Below are 19,632 nucleotides of genomic sequence, written 5' to 3' on the forward strand. Positions count from 1 at the left end.
TATGAATCTCTCACCCACAACTTCCTCCATTGCTGAGGCTTCCCTATCCGGAATGCCCCAGCGGGGAACCGCAGACCACCGGCCCATTTCGCAGGCTGAGCGCATCCAAACCATCGACATCCTGCGGGGTGTAGCCCTGCTGGGCATCCTGCTGATGAATATTCCGTACTTTTCTATGGCAGAGCGCTTCAGCGAAGTCTTCCAAAGCGACCCAACCAATGTTAACTTCTGGGTCAGCGCCGGTATCACCATCCTGTTTGAAGGAAAGATGCGCGCTTTGTTCTCCATGATTTTTGGCGTAGGCATTATTCTGTTTATGGCCCGCAAAGAGAAAGACGGGCCGGGGCACGATATCCAGTCGGGAAAGGCCTTGTTTTTCCGGCGAATGGGCTGGCTGGTGCTGTTTGGCCTGATCGATTCGCACGTGCTGCTATGGATGGGAGACATTTTGTACTACTACGGCATCATTGGTATAATAGCGTTCTGGTTCCGCAGGATGAAGCCAACTTATCTGGCAATGGGCGTACCGCTGGTAGCCATTATTGGCTTCGTGGCCAGCACGCTTTTCTACCAGAATGTACGCAACAAGCGCATGGCCTATCTGGCGATTCAAACGGTTCAGAAGCAAGGGCAGAAACTGACTGTCGCCCAACAGCAGATCGTGAAAGACTGGAAGGAAGCGCAAAAGCAATTTTTTCCCAATAAAGCGGAAATAGCCGAACATACTCGAATGATGAAATCAGACGATTATTTTACGGTCGCTAAGCGCTACCGTAAAGAGGTTTTGGAACAGCAAACGGTATACCTGATTTTCGGCCTCTGGGATCCGCTGGCCCTGATGCTACTGGGTATGGCGCTCTATAAATGGGGCTTCGTAACAGGCCAATGGTCGCGCCGACGATATTGGCAAACGATGCTGATAGGCTACGGGCTAGGGCTCCCTTTGGTAACTTATAGCTTCTATTACGGCTACGCAAACATCCCGAATACAGCCGCCTTTATGGTCTATTTTGAAACACATCCAATTTCCTGGATTGACCTGATTTATCCCTTCCAGCGGATTCTGCTGGTGATGGCCCATGCCAGCCTGTTAATCCTGCTGATTCACCGGGCCGTCGGACGGTCGGGTCGGGCGCAGGGGTTCCTGAATCGACTGTCGGCTGTCGGGCAGATGGCCTTTACCAACTACGTCATGCACACGCTGATCTGCACAATCGTGTTCAACGGCTATGGCCTGAACCAGTATGCTGAGTGGCAGTTTTACCAGCTTTATTATCTGGTTGGGGCTATCTGGGTGTTGCAACTGATTGTCAGCCCGATCTGGCTCCGGTATTATCAGTTTGGTCCGCTCGAATGGGTGTGGCGGAGCCTGACCTACTGGGAACGCCAGCCTATGCGCCGACAAGTCATCGCATCCTAATCAGTATTCCTCTTTTTAACCATAAAATCTCCGTGAAAGCAGCCCTCTTTTTCTGCACGCTTGCACGTTCAGTTGCGTTTTTCCTCTTTCTCTAGCGTCCCTAGTGAGACGGTGAAAATGAAGTGGAATTTTCTGAAATAACTCCGCTAACCCATTTTTTATAGACTTCTTCTTTCATGAAAAGCATAGGTAATTCTCAGAAGCCAGGAAAATAAAGTAGTTTGCCTGTTCATCCCTCTCAAAAATCTCATTCCTACGATGTTAACCAAAAAAATAGTCTTCGTTTGCCTGAATTTACTCTTAGTCTGGGCACCTGCTTGGGCACAAATGCCGGAGACACGCCTGTTGAGACAGCCCACGATCAGTGTCACGCAAATCGCGTTTGAATACGGTGGCGATATTTGGGTAACACCCAAAAATGGGGGAGAAGCCAGACGGATAACCAGTACGGATGCCACAGAAGAAAATCCCCACTTTTCGCCGGATGGCAAGTGGCTTGCCTTTAGCTCCAATCGGTCGGGTGTAGCCCAGGTGTATATCGTGCCAGCGCAGGGAGGAAGTCCAACCCGGCTTACCTGGTACCCGGCCCCGTCGTATCCACGAGGTTGGACACCAGATGGCAAACAGGTGCTCTACGCATCCAGCCGGGAAACGGCGCCTACGGCTTACAATCGACTGTGGACCGTTTCGGCCAAAGGCGGGCCATCGGCCTTATTACCAGCGCCGTGGGGATTTGACGGTCGGTATGCGCTAGATGGGACTAAACTCATCGTTGACCGGGTAAGCCGCTGGGATAGCGAATGGCGGCATTACCGGGGTGGACAAAATACACCCCTGCAAGTACTGGATCTAAAGACCTTAACTGAACAACCCATCCCCACCCAGGGGAGCATTGATATCCATCCGATCTGGTTGAAGGACGAGATCTATTTTCTCTCAGACCGTGACTTTATCATGAACGTGTGGGCGTATAATCCGACAACATTGGCTCTTCGTCAGGTAACCAAACTGACCAATGGCGACATCAAGTGGCTGGAGGGCAATGGCAACGAGTTAGTGTATGAACACAATGGGTATTTGCACCTGCTTGACCCCACAACGGCTAAAAGCAGTCAACTGGCCATAACGGTCATTGGCGACTTTCCCTGGAGCGAGACCCATACAGAACTGGTAACCAAATCGGCCACCAATGCGTCGCTGTCGCCAACAGGAAAGCGAATTTTATTAGAAGCCAGGGGCGATATATTTACCGTACCCGTTGAAAACGGCGATCCCAGAAACCTGACCCGCAGTTCCGGCGCAGCCGACCGCAGGCCCGTCTGGTCGCCCGATGGGAAAGAAATTGCCTGGTTTTCGGATAAAGATGGGGAGGGTTATGCGCTGTACATCGCTGATCAGGAAGGGATCAAAGAGCCAAGGAAAATCCCCATCGGTGAGAGTAAATTAGGCTGGAACCCAAACTGGTCGCCTAATGGAAAGTTTATTGCCTTCACTGATAATGCGGTACGAGTCAGGATACTCGAACTATCGACCCGCGCTATTACGACCATCGATACCGGTGGTATGAATTTAGACCGGGATAATATGGGGCTCACCTGGTCGCCTGATAGCAAATGGCTGGCCTACACGAAATCCGCGGCTAATAATTTCAGGAACGTGATGGTCTGGTCGGCAGACAGTAAAAAAACGCGACCGCTGAGCGATCCCCTGGCCGATGCTTTGTCGCCAGCCTGGGATCTAAACGGACGCTATCTGTATTTTTTAGCGAGTACGAATGCCGCGCTGGGTTCGGGCTGGGCCAACACCAGTTCGCAACAGGCTAAACCAACGTTTGGGGCTTATATCACCCTGCTGCGTAAGGATGACCCGAACCCATTTCCGCTTAAAACTGATGAAGAACCTGATAGCACCAGTAAACCTGCACTCCTTAGCAAACCAGAAGAGACGACCAAGCCTAAACCGGGCAAAAAAGTAGCCGTAAAGGACACAACGGCGGCCAAAAACGTCCGGATCGACTGGACGAATCTGGATCGGCGCATCATCGCGATGCCAATTCCGGTAGGCAGTTATGAAGCGTTGCTGGCGGGCCCCAAAGGACACCTGCTCATCTCCACGGGTAAAACACTGAGCAAATACACCATTGCCGACAAGAAACTGGACGAATTGGTGAAATCAGGTTCCGAGTTTGCCGTATCGGCCAATGGCGAAAAGCTATTGTATAAATCCGGAACAGACTGGCAGGTTGTGTCGACAACCAAACCGCCAAGTGCAACGGCGGGAGCGGTACCGATGCACCTACGGATGGAACTGAACCGGCTCGATGAATGGAAGCAAATCTTTACGGAGGCCTGGCGCTACCAGCGCGACTATTTTTATGACCGAAACATGCATGGGCGGGACTGGCAGGCCGTCTGGAACGACTATGCGCCATTGATTCCGTACATCAGACACCGCGCCGATCTGACGTACCTGCTCGACCAGTTGGGTGGAGAAACATCGGTAGGGCATAGTTTCGTTTTCGGTGGCAATTTCCCGGAGCAGGATACCTCACGGGTTGGCGTATTGGGTGCTGATTTGATTGCTGTTAATGGACGGTGGAAAATCAAACGTATATATACTACCGAAAGCTGGAACCCTGGTCTAGTCGCCCCACTGGCTCAGCCAAACCTGAAAGTAGAAGAAGGCCACTATATTCTGGCCATCAACGGACAACCGCTGACGGCCGACAAAGACCCCTATGAATCGCTGAACGGTACTGCTACGTTGCAAACCATCCTGACGGTGAATACCAAACCAACACCCGAAGGTGCCTGGACTATCCGGGTGCAACCTACGACCAAAGAAAATGCGCTGCGCCAGCTTGCGTGGGTGGAAGATAACCGGCGGAAAGTAGCTGAATTGTCGAAAGGGAAATTAGGCTATGTGTGGGTGCCAAATACATCAGGAGCAGGGTTCACCAGTTTCAATCGCTATTATTTTGCCCAGCAGGATAAGGAAGGGGCCGTTATCGATGAGCGTTTTAACGGAGGAGGATTGCTGGACGATTACATGGTCGATCTGATGGTACGTCGGCTACGAGCGTCTATTACCAATGAAGTGCCCGCCGGTAAAGCCATGCGATTACCCGCGGGCATACTCGGTCCCAAAGTACTCCTGATCAATGAACTGGCAGGGTCGGGAGGGGATTTCTTTCCCTGGATCTTCCGTCAGCAGAAAGTGGGCCCGCTCGTCGGTACGCGTACCTGGGGTGGCCTGGTGAAATCGTCGGTGCATTATTCCTTTGTCGATGGTGGTGCCATGACCGCCCCTGATAACGCCATTTTTGATCCCATGACCAGCAAATGGGTGGCCGAGAACACGGGTGTCTCGCCGGATATCGAGCAAACAATCTCCGCCGATGCCGTATCAAAAGGTCATGATCTGCAACTCGAAAAAGCAGTTGACGAAGCACTGAAATTACTGCAGAATGAGCCCCACCCTCCGGTAGTCAATCCACCCTATTCTACTCCTGCCAGGAAGCCATAAACATATCCAAACAACGATCACTTATTCATTATGAAGGTATTAGTATCGATTATGCTCGTTTGCTGGCTGACCGGCAGCTTCGCCGTTGTCGCCCAACCAGCTCAGTATTCTAAAGACGTGCTGTCAAAAATACAGCAGGTTGAGCAGCATTTAGCCAGCTACGTCAACCGTACACCCGACGACAAAGACTGGACACTGCAAGAGCGCATGAGCTATTACAAAATTCATGGTCTCAGCATAGCCGTTGTTCACAACTATCAAATTGAGTGGGCCAAAGCCTACGGCTGGGCCGATACGGCCCAATTAGACCATCGAACCGCCCACCCCGTCACGACCGAGACCCGTTTTCAGGCCGGTTCCATCAGTAAGTCGCTGAATAGCATGGGTGTACTGGCCTTAGTCCAGGCAAAAAAAATTGACCTCTATGCCGACATCAACAACTACCTGACCACCTGGAAATTTCCCTATGATTCGGTTTCCAAAGGCAGGAAAATCAACACGGCCAACCTATTGAGTCACACGGCGGGGCTGACGATTCACGGCTTCCCCGGTTATGGGATCAATAAGGCCATTCCTACCTTGCCGGAGGTGCTTAATGGCCAAAAACCGGCTAATACTCAGGCGGTTCGTTCTGCCTTTGAACCGGGCCTGAAGTATCAGTACTCTGGTGGCGGAACAACCATTTCCCAGCTTATGGTTATGGACGTAACCCATCAACCCTATGACCAGTATATGTGGGAGCGGGTGCTGAAACCGATGGGCATGGTCAACAGTTCGTACACGCAGCCGCCCGTCAATGAGAACACGCTGGCAACGGGCTACTGGGCAAGCGGAAGTGAAGTTCCGGGAAAGTATCATATCTACCCCGAACAGGCAGCCGCCGGACTCTGGACAACCCCAACCGATTTAGGCCGGTATATTATCGAAACACAGTTGGCCTATCAGGGCAAATCCAGTAAGGTACTCTCGCAGCAAACGACGCGCTTGAGGCTTACACCCTACGTGGATAGTTCAGCAGCGTTGGGCGTATTCATTGTTAAAAAAGGGGCAGACACCTATTTCTCACATAGCGGATCCGATATGGGGTTTCTGAGCCTGTATTATGGAAGCCTGACCGGTGGCAACGGCGTGGTGATTATGGTCAACTCGCAAAACGGGGCCATTCTCGGAGAAATAGCGAATAGTGTGGCCACGGTCTATAACTGGAATGGTTTCTATAAGCCCATCCTCAAGCAAACGGTGGCTGTACCGGAAACGGTTCTGGAATCTTATGTAGGCGAATATCAGGGGGATTTGGGAAAAAATATTGTCACCCGCGCCGGTAATCAGTTGCTTTACCGGTGGACAAATGGAAATACGGCGAAAATTTTCCCCGAAACTGAAGCCCGGTTTTTCTTTAAAGATTCAGATGGTCAACTCGAATTTATCCGCGACACGTCGGGTAAAGTTGTTGGGCGAAATATGACCGCTGGCGGGCAGACAACCGAAGCCAGGAAGGTAAAGTAGATTGTCATTTGTTGTCTGTCAATTGTCAAGTATTGTCCGTTAACCTCCATGAACAAAACCCTTACGCTCCTCTTCGTTTTCTGGCTGGCCAGTTGTTTCGCCATTGTCGCCCAACCCATGACCGAAACCCGCTACGTTCGCCAGAACGTACTGATTCCCATGCGGGATGGCATTCGGCTAAACACGGTCATCTTTACGCCCAAAACCGCCGATGAGTCGTTGCCATTTCTGTTTAACCGGACACCCTATGGCGTAGATCAGGCGCCCTTCCCCGACCAGTCGCCCTACACGAAAATCATGGCCGATCAGGGGTATATATTTGTAGCGCAGGACATTCGTGGGCGCTACAAATCGGAGGGGAAGTTTGAAATGCAGCGATTTTCGCGCGACAAAAAAGATCCCAAAGCCATCGATGAAAGCACCGATACGTACGACACCATTGAGTGGCTGCTTAAAAACATACCCAACAACAACGGGAAAGCAGGGATGTATGGCACCTCTTACGATGGCTGGACAAGCGTAATGGGGGCCATCGATCCGCACCCGGCCCTTAGAGCAATTTCGGAACACGCCACGCCGGCCGATATGTGGATGGGCGACGACTTTCATCATCAGGGAGCCTTCCGGCTGAGCTACGGATTCGAATATGCCTTTATGGAAGAAGCCACTAAAACCGATTCGATGTTTGCCTTCAGCAGCTATGATACCTACGACTGGTATCTGAAATTAGGGCCGCTGGCCAACGTCAATAAAAAGTATTTCATGGGTAAACTGCCAACCTGGAATGACTTCGCCAAACACCCCAATTACGACCCTTTCTGGCAAAAGCAATCGCTGTCGTCCCGGATTGGGAAGCCTAAGGTAGCCATTCAGAATGTAGCGGGCTGGTGGGATCAGGAAGACTTTTATGGGCCGATAAAGGCCTATCAACTCTGGGAAAAAGGGGACGCCAACCAGCAGAATCACCTGATTGTTGGCCCCTGGAATCATGGCGGCTGGGCCTGGGGCGAAGGCCGTAAACTGGGCAACATCAGCTTCGATACCACGGCGTCCAGTACGTTTCGCCAGGCGATGTTTGCGCCCTGGTTTGCCTATCACCTGAAAGGGAAGGGCGACGGTAAATTTCCCGAAGTGACCACTTTTCAGACGGGTAAAAACCAGTGGAAAACCTACAACCAATGGCCGCCCGCCGAATCGGTGAAACGAAATCTGTATTTCCGGGCCAATGGCCAATTGTCGTTTGAGAAACCCAACGATGCCGCCGGAACGGACAAGTATGTTTCGGACCCGGCTCACCCCGTACCGTACCGACCCCGGCCTATTGAAGCCACCTATAGCCCCGGCTCGCGCTGGTTCACGTGGCTAACTGAAGACCAGCGATTTGTGCAGAATCGCCCTGATGTACTCAGCTGGCAAACCGAACTGCTGACCGAAGACGTGACCGTAACAGGCACCCTATTGGCTAAGCTGTTTGCCGCCACCACCGGCAGCGACGCCGACTGGGTGGTGAAACTGATTGATGTCTATCCTGAAAGCTACCCCAAAGAGCCAAAGATGGGCGGTTACCAGTTCATGGTGGCCAACGACATCCTGCGGGGTCGTTTCCACAAGAGTTTCGAAAAACCACAGGCGCTGCAACCCAATAAAGTAGAAACATTCACCGTCGATCTGCATTCGCTGGATCATGTGTTTCAGAAGGGTCACCGGATTATGGTGCAGGTGCAGAGTACGTGGTTCCCCCTGATCGACCGGAACCCACAACGATACGTACCCAATATTTTCGAAGCAACGGAGGCTGATTACCAGAAAGCGACGCACTCTATTTTCCGGTCGGCCAGCTATCCGTCTCACCTGGAACTGAGTGTGATGTTACCTTAAGTCCTGGCGAAATGTAGGCGTCAATACGGTTGGAATGTTTAATTAAGCGGTAGTTAACCTCCGAAAGGATTAACTACCGCTTTTTCGTAGCTTGGAATGTGCCTTCCTGTTAGCACCGCCTAATGACCCAAATCTGACAGCTTTTGCCCCAAATGTGATAGCTTCTCCAGGGATAGGCTGCTTATTTTGGCATGGCTTATTCGCGTTCACGGAATGGCTTTTCTCTTGCTATACACCCATGCGTTTTCTCCATTTACCCTTCCTCTTTTTCATTACCCTTACGAGTCAATTCAGCGGGTTGGCTCAGCAATCGGGTCACCCACCCGTTGGGCCACCGACCCGCATCCGGTTCGAACACCTGACGGTGGCCGATGGGCTGCCCGAAAACTCGGTTATTAGCATGCTACAGGACCACCTGGGGTATATGTGGCTGGGCACTCAAAACGGCCTTGTTCGCTACGATGGGACGAATATGGTCGTTTTTCAATACGACAATAAAAATCCGTATAGCTTCCAGGGAAAACGGATTAGAGCCTTGCATGAAGACAAAAATGGCGATATATGGATCGGCACGGAAGGCCTTTTTCGCTTTGAGCGAGCTACCGGGCGCTTTATTAACTATACACAAAAAAGCCCGGAACCAGTTAAAAAAAGTGATCTGGTAGGCTTAGTTCACGAAGACAAACAAGGCAATATCTGGACAATTACCTATAGAAAGGCACTTCAAGGCTATGTACTTGACCGGCTTAATCCTAAAACGAGGGCCTGGACGTACTTGCGCCCGAATCCAAAAAACACCCATAGCTTAGCCAGCAACGATATTTACCATTCTTATGAAAATGGTATGCATGATTTCTCTTTCATAGAGGATAAGAAGGGGATAATCTGGGTAACAACCAGGGGAGAGAAGGAAAATACATTGCATTGGTTTGACCAAACGTCTGATCAATTTATTCGTTTCAACCCTATAACAACCCCCGCCATTGCGGCTGACTTTAAGAAAATTACCACTATTGCTGTCGACAACAAAGGAGGCCTCTATCTATCCTCGTTTGTTGACGGAAAAGGGTTGTTTTATGTAAATCCGAAAAATGGCCAGGTGGCCCAATTTAAACATGACCCTAAAAATCATAATAGCCTCCGGTGCGATTCCCTGACAAACGTACACCAAAGTCGGGATGGGATAATTTGGATCACGACCCGTCAGGGCCTGGATCGATTTGATCCTAAAACGGGTGTTTTTACGCATATACTATCAAAACCCAATGATCCGACAAGCCCCAGCCCCGGCTTACTCAACTTCCTATACGAGATGCCCGATGGCAATCTTTGGTTTGTTGCGTCAAACGGGTTGAATTTCTATGACCGACGAACTAATCAGTTTCTACGCTACGAGAATAGACTTGATCAGGAGGAAGGGCTGCTGGCAGGGAATAATTTTAATGGTATTCGGTCTTTCTGGATGGATAAGACAGGACTTGTTTGGGTAGGGTCGTGGTTAGGTGGCTTAAATAAGCAGAATCGTCGGCCCCAGTTCCCATCCCTCACAAGCGATCCCAGGAATTCCAATAGCCTGCAAAACAGCCTTGTTGCTACTATTTACGAAGCACCTTCTGAGCCTTCGGTGATTTGGTTTGGTACACCAACGGGTCTTGACCGGCTCGACAAAAAAACGGGTACTTATACCCATTACCAGTACGATAGCCTCGATACGCATTCCCTGGGTAAAGGAACCGTGGGCGCTATTACAGAGGATAAAAAAGGTCGATTTTGGGTAGGAACCTGGGAAAGTGGACTGTATTTAATGAACCGAAAAACGGGACAGTTCACCCGGTTTTCTCCTAACAGATCGAACCCCAATCAGTCGGCGTTTACCTATATAAACTATTTATTACCGGCTTCCGATGGAACACTTTGGGTAAGTAATTTGGTAGAAGTTGACCATGTTGATATTGATCAAAACAAACTTACCTATTACTATCCGGCCGATAGCACGTATACGCCTGACTTATTCGCCTTACTAAATCGCATAGCCATACCCGCGCATCGGATAGCGTCTATTGAGCATCCGGGCAATAATGTAAACAAAACTACCCCGTTTACGCTCGCCCAACCAACAGACCTATGTATAGTGGCAGCAGGCAATTTAACCGCCACGTCTAAAGACGATTATGGCTGGATAGAGGATTTGACTGGGAAGGTGGTGTGGGAAATGTCCTACAAGCAGAGCCGAAGTGATGGCTACCAGACGATGCGTGTTCAGACTCAAACCCTTAGATTGGCAGCCGGTAGCTACCGATTGCGGTTTAAGTCAGATAAGGAGTTTTCGTATGGAGCCTGGCCTGCAACACCGCCCTATCATCCCGAGCTGTGGGGCATTCAACTCGTGCAGATAACGGATCCCCAACGGCAACTCATCAATAGATTGGTTCGTCAGAAATACCAGCGGGCGGGTTTATCTCATACAACTATTTATTTCCTGCGAGAAGATAGTCGAAAACAAATTTGGATTGGGTCCGACGGTGGTGGTTTAAGCCGTTTTGATCCGGCAACTGGGCAATTCACGATCTATTCTGATTTCCTCAAAGGCCCATGGATTGTACAAACCCTGTTAGAGGATCGCAAAACAGGCAATGTTTGGGTGGGAGATTATGGATTCGGCCTTTTATTACTGGATAGGAATGGCACCATACGCAAACGATATACGATGGCGGACGGGCTACCCAGCAATGCCGTTTCTGGAATCCAGGAGGATGCCAAAGGCTATCTTTGGATTAGTACTGATAATAATGGTTTGTGTCGTTTTGATCCCAGAACAGAGCAATTTCGACGTTTCAATCTGAGTAATGGTTTACAGGATTTACGGTTTTTCAACACCATTGGGTCATTTAAAACAAGCGACGGCGAAATCTATTTTGCCGGCGCAAAAGGAGTCGTTGCTTTTTACCCAACTCAAATACAGGATGATCCCTACCCGCCCCGAGTTATAGTGAGCGATTTATCGATTCAGGGAAAACCGGCTACCGTTGGGATAGGTCAACAAGTACCCGTCCATATCTCTGTTGCGAAGGAGATCTCCTTGCCCCACGACCAGAACGACTTAACCTTCCAGTTTGCAGCCATTAGCTATAGTCGGGGTAGCGAATCGCGCTATGCCTACCAGTTAACTCCCATTGATAAAGACTGGGTACAGAATGGCACCATCAGACGGGCTCGCTATAGTGATTTGAAACCCGGCACCTACATTTTTCGGGTCAAAGCGGCCAATGCAGATGGAGTCTGGAATGAAAAAGGGACAAGCATTCAGGTAACGATACGCCCTCCCTGGTGGCAAACCTGGTGGGCGTATTGTTTCTATGCACTGGTTCTGGCAAGCATACTGCGCGCCTATATTGCTTATCGTTCACGAGCCTTGCGTCGGGAGAACCAACTGCTTGAGGAGAAAGTAGCTCAGCGCACCAATGAAGTACAGCAACAGAAGGAAGAAATTGAATCTCAACGCGACCATCTGGAGGATACACTCACCGAACTCAAAAGCACCCAGGATCAGCTCATCCAGAAAGAAAAGCTGGCTAGCCTGGGGGAACTCACGGCAGGCATCGCCCACGAAATTCAGAACCCATTAAACTTCGTCAATAACTTCTCCGAAGTTTCTACCGAACTCATTGAAGAATTAAAGCAGGAAGCGCAGGCGGGTAACACCGATGAGGTGATGGCCATTGCCGATGACCTCACCAGCAACCTTCAAAAGATCAACCACCACGGCGGTCGGGCCAGCAGCATCGTCAAGGGCATGCTCGAACACTCCCGTACCGAATCGGGCGATAAACAGCCCACCAATCTCAACGCCTTGGCCGATGAATATCTCAAGATTGCCTATCACGGTTTGAAGGCAAAAGATATGCTATTCAACTGTGAGCTAGTAACCGACTTTGATAATACAGTAGGCAAGGTGAACCTAATTCCCCAAGACATGGGTCGGGTGTTACTCAACCTCTACAACAATGCCTTTTATGCGGTGAATGAGCGGGTTAAACAACGTACTGATGCCAACGTCAACTATCAGCCCAGGATTGAAGTCAGTACACAACGTAGTGAATCGGACGTGATAATCCGCATCTCGGACAACGGAACAGGCTTTCCTGATTCAGTGAAAGTCAAGATCTTCCAGCCCTTTTTCACCACCAAACCTACGGGCGAAGGTACCGGACTGGGACTCTCATTGAGCTATGACATCATCACCAAAGGGCATGGAGGAACACTCTCCGTAGACAGTACCGAGAACAAGGGTACTTTATTTACTATCACACTACCTCTTTAAGCTATCAAAGATGCGAAAGTACACGATTGTCTTGTTGCTCATGCTTTTCTTCCTGGATCGCTCGCAGGCTCAGCAAGCCGTTACGTCTTACCGGGTACAAATTGATAGCCTGCAAACCCTGATCAAGCAGCAGCCCAAAGTCGATACCACAACGGTTAAACGACTTAATTATCTAGCCCGCTTTTGCTTTTTCGATATGCAATATCAACGGGGCTTGTTGGCAACCGTTCAGGCACATCAGTTGGCCAACAAACTGGCATATGCAAAAGGAGATGGATTGTACTGGATCACGCTGGACTATTTCAACATATTTACACCCCATACTTATATATATTATTATTATTTGGGCAGGTGGTCATATAATGACCGCAAGCAATCAGACGAGGCCTTTCCATCCAGCGAAAGAGCGCCTGATCATAGGAAGAACCCAAAAGCAAAAGCCGAAATGCTGGCGGCTATCAACTACTTTGAAAAGCATCTGGATCGGGAGATCCTGGCCAATCTGCTACTGACCTATGTGGGCTACATTCCACGAGAGGAACAGGCTCCCTATGTAGAGAAAGCCATTCGTCTATTCGGGGAAAATAACCAGGCCGCACTTCCCTTTTTTATCTACCGATATGAAATGACGCTTTTTGAAAAAGAAGGCAAAGCAAAGCAAGCTAAAGAAGCCGAGATTGAGGCCCGAACCATTCTGGCAAACCTGAAAGATAGTCGGGAGAAAGCCTTAATGTATCACTTCCTCAGCCAGATATATGGGTCTCAGGCTCGAAGGGATTTAAGTTTTGAATTTGCTTCCCAAGCCGTTCGTATACTGGAACAACAGGGTGAGAAAGAGCTCCGAATTAACGCTCTTTATCGTCTGGGAATAATCAGTTACGATTTGAACTTGAATAAGAAGGCGGCCGAGTATTTAAAAAAATCAGCTGCCCTGGCTGCGGAAGACATGAAGAGGAATGGAGCCAGCCTATCCGATCTTTATCTGCAAATAGCCTTCTGCTACATCAATCTGAAAGAATTTGTGGAAGCTAAATACTTTATCGAAAAATCTCGAAAAGCACCAATCGATCGGTACAATGAAAACTTCAAAAAAATTACGGCAACCCGGCACTACGATGCGGAAGGGCAGCTGTTGATGGGGCAGGGTGCCTATCAGGAAGCCTTAAAAACCTTCGCCCAGGCCATCGCCTATGCGAACCAGACAACTGATTCTACACGGCTGGCTTCCTATATGACCTTCTACATGGCGCAATGCTATCAGAAGCTGGGCCAACTCCAGGAAAGCATCAAGTATGGCAAGATGAGCTATGACAAAGCCTCGCCAGGCTACAAGGTTTCCAGTCAATACCGATTCCTAACCCAAAAGTCATCGCTGTTACTGTCGGAGGTCTATGAGGAAGTGGGCCAGCCGCTGGAAGCGTACAAGTACCTGAAAGAATATCAAAAAAACCGAAAAGAATCCGACCAGAAAGACGAGGCCAGTTACCTCTTAGACGTGGAAATTCGATCGACTATTGAAAGAGAGGAGCAGGAGAAAAATCGATTGAAACAGGACAAACTGCTGCAAAGTCAACATATTCTGGCCATCGAAAAACAGCGGGAAATTGATGGATTAAAAGCGCAGTCGGAGAGGCAGTTACTCCAGTCGAAAGCCGAACAGGCTGAACTGGATCAAAAGCTCGAAAAAGAGAGACTCGAAGCTAAGGCACTTCAAAACAAACGCCAGCAAGACTATCAGATCTCGTTATTGAATCTGGACATCGATACGCAACGCAAAGTCAGATCCGGCCTTCTGGTTGGGCTGGCCCTCTTCGCTCTGTTTATGGTCGGGTTGGTTCGGCAAAACCGGGTAAAGCAACGCTTCAATCAAACCCTGTCGAAGCAAAAAGGAGAGATAGAACGTCAACGCGATCAATTAAATCAAACCCTAGCCGATCTGCGCTCCACACAAACCCAGCTCATCCAGAAAGAGAAACTCGCTAGCTTAGGCGAGTTAACGGCGGGCATCGCCCACGAGATTCAAAACCCCTTGAATTTTGTCAACAACTTCTCCGAGGTGTCTACCGAACTCATTGAAGAATTAAAGGAAGAAGTGCAGGCAGGTAACACCGATGAAGTTATGGCCATCGCCGACGACCTGACCAGCAACCTCCAGAAGATCAATCATCACGGTGGTCGGGCCAGCAGCATTGTCAAAGGCATGCTCGAACACAGCCGTACTGAATCGGGTGAGAAACGACCCACTGATCTTAACGCGCTGGCCGATGAATATCTTAAGCTGGCTTATCATGGCCTAAAGGCAAAGGAAAAAAGCTTTACTTGTGAGTTAGTGACCGAGTTTGATCCGGCCTTGGGGCTAGTCAAACTAACTCCTCAGGATATTGGTCGGGTATTGTTAAACCTCTACAACAACGCATTCTACGCTGTTGCCGAACGAAAAAAGCAGTTTGATCCTGACTATAAACCAACCGTTAAGGTTCAGACAAAGTGGGGGTCGGATCAGGTCGAGATTCGGGTTTCAGACAATGGCATCGGCATTCCAGATTCGGTGAAAGCCAAGATCTTTCAGCCTTTTTTTACCACTAAACCCACGGGTGAAGGCACTGGATTGGGTCTTTCGCTGAGCTACGATATTATTACTAAAGGGCATGGGGGAATGCTGATAATGGACAGTCAACAGAATCAAGGCACCGAGTTCACCATTAGCTTACCTACTAAAGCTTAACCGTTCGTGATGAAATCAATTCTACTCATTGGTTGCCTTTCTCTGATCATAATGACTGCATGTGCGCAGTCTGCTTTTCGTATCGATAGCTTACCACAAGATGGTATTCTGCTGGATAAAGGCTGGAAATGGCATTTAGGCGATAATCCTGATTGGGCCAAACCCGATTTTGATGACTCCCGATGGGATACACTCAACCCGACTCGGGAAGTGGCCCTGCTGCACCAACTGCCTCAGCAGGGAATTGGTTGGCTTCGCATCTGCCTGCATGTGACTCCGCTGCTTCGGGGGAAGATAGTATGTCTGAGTACTATTCAGGCTGGGGCTACTGAACTGTTTCTGAATGGAACACAAGTAGCGGAAGAGGGAAAAATAGGGGCCAGCAAACAAATTCAAGAAGCCACATTTACCCCCGTTTCCTCCATTGTATTAGGGCCAGATAGTGTGCAGGTTATTGCCGTTCGTTATGCGTTTGCAACAGACAGACTTTTTAGCATGGATAGGCTTAATTCAATGCCGTTCTTTGGCGTGAGACTTTGTCCAGTTGACTACGCAACGAATCGTAGAGAAATGTTAAAAAGTGTCTATGTATTGGAATACACCCTGTTCGGTATTTTTCTGGTGTTAGGCGTTTTACAATTCATTTTCTTTGTCTCTTCACCTACCCTGTTCGCCCATTTATATTTTGGCTTATTCCTCATCGCTCAGGGAGCTACTCACTTCCTTGATGCCTTCACCAAAGACGGTCCTCCTGCGTTTTTAGCCGTCACACGAATCATTCTTTTCAACAACTATTTTAACATTGTCTTTTGTCTAGCGGTTACGTTCTCAGCCATCTTCTACCTGCTGGGCGTTTACGCGTATTTTAACCAACCTAAACGAGCCTTATTTTTCATTACCGCTACACTCACCTTAGCGACCATACCCACTTATTTGTTTTCGTTTCTTGACGCTCCGGGGCCATTTATGTGGGTGCTGGGCTTTATTGTCCCCTGGACTGATATCCTGCGGGTGGGTGTGGTTGCTGCCATACAGCAAAAAGCAGGGGCAAAGCTGTTTAGCTTCTCCCACTCTATTCTATTGACGGCCTTTATTCTATACACGTTAGTTGCCTTTGTGCCCATGGCGCGCAGCATTCTAGGCGATTTAGGAGACGATCTGTTTACGATTAGTTTTCTGGTTCTGGCCCTCACCATCACACTCCTGCTCACGCAGGAGCGTGCCAATACGAATCGCTTACTCCAAAAACAGCTGATTGATTTAGAAATACTTTCTCAAAAAAATATCGCTCAGGAGCAGGAGAAGCAGCAACTTTTAGCCAATCAAAACCAGCTTTTAGAGCACCAGGTTGAAGCCCGCACCGCTGAACTAAAAGCCTCTCAAACCCAACTCATCCAGAAAGAGAAACTCGCTAGTTTGGGTGAACTAACAGCTGGTATCGCCCACGAGATTCAGAACCCCCTGAACTTCGTCAATAACTTCGCCGAAGTAAGTAACGAATTGGTCAGCGAGTTGCGCGAGGAAGAAGCCAAACCCGACCGCGACGACGAGTTGATTGCTGATCTTTTTAAGGATCTAATCAGTAACCTCCAAAAGATCAACCACCACGGCGGCAGAGCCAGCAGTATCGTCAAAGGTATGCTCGAACATAGTCGTACTGAGTCGGGTGAACGACGGTCGACTGACCTTAATGCGCTGGCTGATGAATATCTCAAGATTGCTTATCACGGTATGAGAGCCAAAAATCAACGCTTCAACTGCGAGTTAGTGAGCAATTTTTATCCAAGTCTGGGTCTGGTGGATGTAGTCCCTCAGGACATAGGTCGGGTGTTATTGAACCTCTACAACAATGCCTTTTATGCGGTGAATGAGCGGGTTAAACAACGTACTGATGCCAACGCCAACTATCAGCCCAGGATTGAAGTCAGTACACAACGTAGTGAATCGGACGTGATAATCCGCATCTCGGACAACGGCACCGGCATCCCTGAGTCGGTGAAAGTCAAGATTTTTCAGCCCTTTTTCACCACTAAACCAACCGGTGAAGGCACAGGCTTAGGGCTTTCGCTGAGCTATGACATTATTACCAAAGGGCATGGCGGAACACTCACTATGGAAAGTACAGTGGGTGAAGGAGCGGAGTTTATCATTCGATTCTCTACGAACTAATCATTTAGTATGAAAAGTCATTATCTGCTTTTACTGTTGATTCTTAGCTCAATACAGACGATAGCCCAATCGACTAGTCGGGCCATTGACAGTCTGCGGAGAGAACTCTCAGAAGCTAAAACGGATACCGCCCGCATGTGGCTCATGACCGATTTGAGCATTAAGTATTTTGAGCGAAATTTCGACTCGGCCAGATACTATGCGGAGCAGGGAATTCAACTGGCGAATACGCTTGGTCACTTACGGGGCGAATTGAAAAGCCGGGTTCTATTGGGCCAAAGTTATTCCACACGCGACATTCCGCAAAGTATCCGAATCTTGCTGCAAGCCTTGCAATTGGCTCAGCAAACAAATCAGATTGATGATCAAGGTCAGTGTTACTACGGTATCGGAATCTTATATGGCTTTCTGGAAAATTCCCCGCTGGCAATTAACAACTTTAAACAGGCTCATACCATTGGGCTTAAGGTACATGACCAGGAGTTGGCATCCTTTGCAAGTGCGGAAGTGGGAGGAGCTTACGGGAGGATGCATAAAGTCGACTCGGCTCGCTACTATCTGAAGCTGAGTGAACAGGAATACCCACCCATACGGCTTTATCCTTTTCAAGTACTTTATTGGGCGCGAGTGGAAAAGAGTACTAACCCCACCCGGGCCGCTCAATTGTATCGTCGTAGTATTCAGGTTTTCAAAGCACAACACGAACTACGCGGTTTAGGCTATGCATACGGCGCCTACGGGGAGTTTTTGCAGCAGCATAATCAACCTGATTCCAGCCTTTTACTGGCGAAAGCCAGCCTGCAAATCAGCCTAAAATTAGTCAACTACAGGGCTATGCTTACCAGCAGCCAACTGCTGACTAACCTATATCGGGGCTTGAATCGACCCGACAGTGCTTATAAGTACCAAAGTATTATGATCATCGCCCGCGATAGTTTGTTCAGTCAGCAAAAATTTAATCAGATCCAGACCACGCTGATAGAGGAACAGCAGCGAGTGCAGCAATTGCAGGACGAAAAAAGTCTGTTTGAAAGCCGGGTTAAAATCTATGGATTGCTAGGTATGGTCGCCGTCTTGTTGTTATTGGCTGGGGTGTTTTACCGGAATAACCGACAGAAGCAAAAGGCGAATGAAGAGTTGAAGACGCTCAATCAGGAGGTGCAGCAGCAGAAAGAAGAGATTGAATCCCAGCGGGACTATCTGGAAGAAACCCTCACAGAACTCAAAAGCACCCAGGATCAACTCATCCAGAAAGAGAAACTGGCCAGCCTGGGCGAACTGACAGCGGGTATTGCTCATGAGATTCAAAATCCCTTGAACTTCGTCAACAACTTCTCAGAAGTTTCCACCGAACTCATTGAAGAATTAAAGGAAGAGGTTCAAGCGGGTAATATAGATGAAGTTATGGCTATAGCCGATGACCTGACCAGCAACCTACACAAAATTAACCACCACGGCGGTCGTGCGAGCAGCATTGTCAAGGGCATGCTGGAACATAGCCGCACTGAATCCGGCGAGCGACGACCTACGGATCTCAACGCCCTGGCCGATGAATACCTCAAGATTGCCTACCACGGCCTAAGGGCTAAAGACAAAACCAATTTCAACTGCGAGTTAGTGAACAATTTTGACCCAAGCCTGGGTCTGGTGAACGTAGTCCCTCAGGAGATTGGGCGGGTGCTGTTGAATTTGTACAACAATGCGTTTTACGCTGTTTCGGAAAAGCAGAAAACGGCTCCAGCCGAGTTCAAACCCACAGTCACGGTCAGTACGCGACTGCTGTCCCATAGCAGCCCTGAAGGGGCGTCATCGCTAACCCAGTCTTCCGGGTTGGGAACGACCGGGATGGGATCGGTCGAAGAGCGGATTGAAATCCGTGTGCGCGACAATGGCACAGGCATTCCAGAATCCCTTAAATCCAAGATTTTTCAGCCTTTTTTTACCACCAAACCCACAGGTGAAGGCACAGGATTGGGTCTCTCGTTGAGTTACGACATTATCACTAAAGGGCATGGCGGAAGCATGGCTGTCGAGAGTCAGCCAGGACAAGGAACTCTTTTTACCATTCAATTACCCATCCGATAGCTC

The 19,632-nt window shown here is 49.1% G+C and carries 8 protein-coding genes; all 8 read left to right on the forward strand.

All coding sequences use genetic code 11. The features are described from left to right. Position 1 precedes the first annotated feature (1 nt). The 8 genes from ACYVGO_RS20170 (at position 2) to ACYVGO_RS20205 (ending at position 19,629) form a co-directional block, all read left to right on the forward strand. Positions 2–1,420: a DUF418 domain-containing protein gene (locus ACYVGO_RS20170; protein WP_460970790.1), complete on the forward strand. Its 1,419-nt coding sequence runs from the start codon at positions 2–4 to the stop codon at positions 1,418–1,420. 258 nt (positions 1,421–1,678) lie between these two features. Further along, the gene (locus ACYVGO_RS20175; RefSeq protein ID WP_460970791.1) at positions 1,679–4,945 is read left to right on the forward strand and encodes a S41 family peptidase; all 3,267 of its coding nucleotides are present in this window, start codon (positions 1,679–1,681) and stop codon (positions 4,943–4,945) included. Positions 4,946–4,975: 30 nt separating this feature from the next. Next, entirely contained in the window at positions 4,976–6,451 is a 1,476-nt protein-coding gene (locus ACYVGO_RS20180; RefSeq protein WP_460970792.1) for a serine hydrolase domain-containing protein, read from the forward strand. Positions 6,452–6,499: 48 nt separating this feature from the next. After that, on the forward strand, positions 6,500–8,329 hold the full coding sequence (locus tag ACYVGO_RS20185) for a CocE/NonD family hydrolase (RefSeq protein WP_460970793.1): 1,830 nt from the start codon (positions 6,500–6,502) through the stop codon (positions 8,327–8,329). Positions 8,330–8,567: 238 nt separating this feature from the next. After that, a complete protein-coding gene (locus ACYVGO_RS20190; RefSeq protein WP_460970794.1) occupies positions 8,568–12,650 on the forward strand; it encodes a two-component regulator propeller domain-containing protein in 4,083 nt (1,360 codons plus the stop codon). Positions 12,651–12,660: 10 nt separating this feature from the next. After that, a complete protein-coding gene (locus tag ACYVGO_RS20195; RefSeq protein ID WP_460970795.1) occupies positions 12,661–15,375 on the forward strand; it encodes an ATP-binding protein in 2,715 nt (904 codons plus the stop codon). Positions 15,376–15,384: 9 nt separating this feature from the next. Then, on the forward strand, positions 15,385–17,544 hold the full coding sequence (locus ACYVGO_RS20200; protein ID WP_460970796.1) for an ATP-binding protein: 2,160 nt from the start codon (positions 15,385–15,387) through the stop codon (positions 17,542–17,544). Positions 17,545–17,553: 9 nt separating this feature from the next. Next, complete coding sequence (locus ACYVGO_RS20205) at positions 17,554–19,629, forward strand: sensor histidine kinase (protein WP_460970797.1); 2,076 nt, start codon at positions 17,554–17,556, stop codon at positions 19,627–19,629. The last annotated feature ends 3 nt before the right edge of the window (positions 19,630–19,632 follow it).

Source organism: Spirosoma migulaei (genome assembly GCF_054776855.1).

What these genes read in the sequence shown, in the direction of transcription:
- ACYVGO_RS20170 (WP_460970790.1), top strand. Translation starts at nt 2, where the DNA reads ATGAATCTCTCACCCACAACTTCCTCCATTGCTGAGGCTTCCCTATCC.
- ACYVGO_RS20175 (WP_460970791.1), top strand. Translation starts at nt 1,679, where the DNA reads ATGTTAACCAAAAAAATAGTCTTCGTTTGCCTGAATTTACTCTTAGTC.
- ACYVGO_RS20180 (WP_460970792.1), top strand. Translation starts at nt 4,976, where the DNA reads ATGAAGGTATTAGTATCGATTATGCTCGTTTGCTGGCTGACCGGCAGC.
- ACYVGO_RS20185 (WP_460970793.1), top strand. Translation starts at nt 6,500, where the DNA reads ATGAACAAAACCCTTACGCTCCTCTTCGTTTTCTGGCTGGCCAGTTGT.
- ACYVGO_RS20190 (WP_460970794.1), top strand. Translation starts at nt 8,568, where the DNA reads ATGCGTTTTCTCCATTTACCCTTCCTCTTTTTCATTACCCTTACGAGT.
- ACYVGO_RS20195 (WP_460970795.1), top strand. Translation starts at nt 12,661, where the DNA reads ATGCGAAAGTACACGATTGTCTTGTTGCTCATGCTTTTCTTCCTGGAT.
- ACYVGO_RS20200 (WP_460970796.1), top strand. Translation starts at nt 15,385, where the DNA reads ATGAAATCAATTCTACTCATTGGTTGCCTTTCTCTGATCATAATGACT.
- ACYVGO_RS20205 (WP_460970797.1), top strand. Translation starts at nt 17,554, where the DNA reads ATGAAAAGTCATTATCTGCTTTTACTGTTGATTCTTAGCTCAATACAG.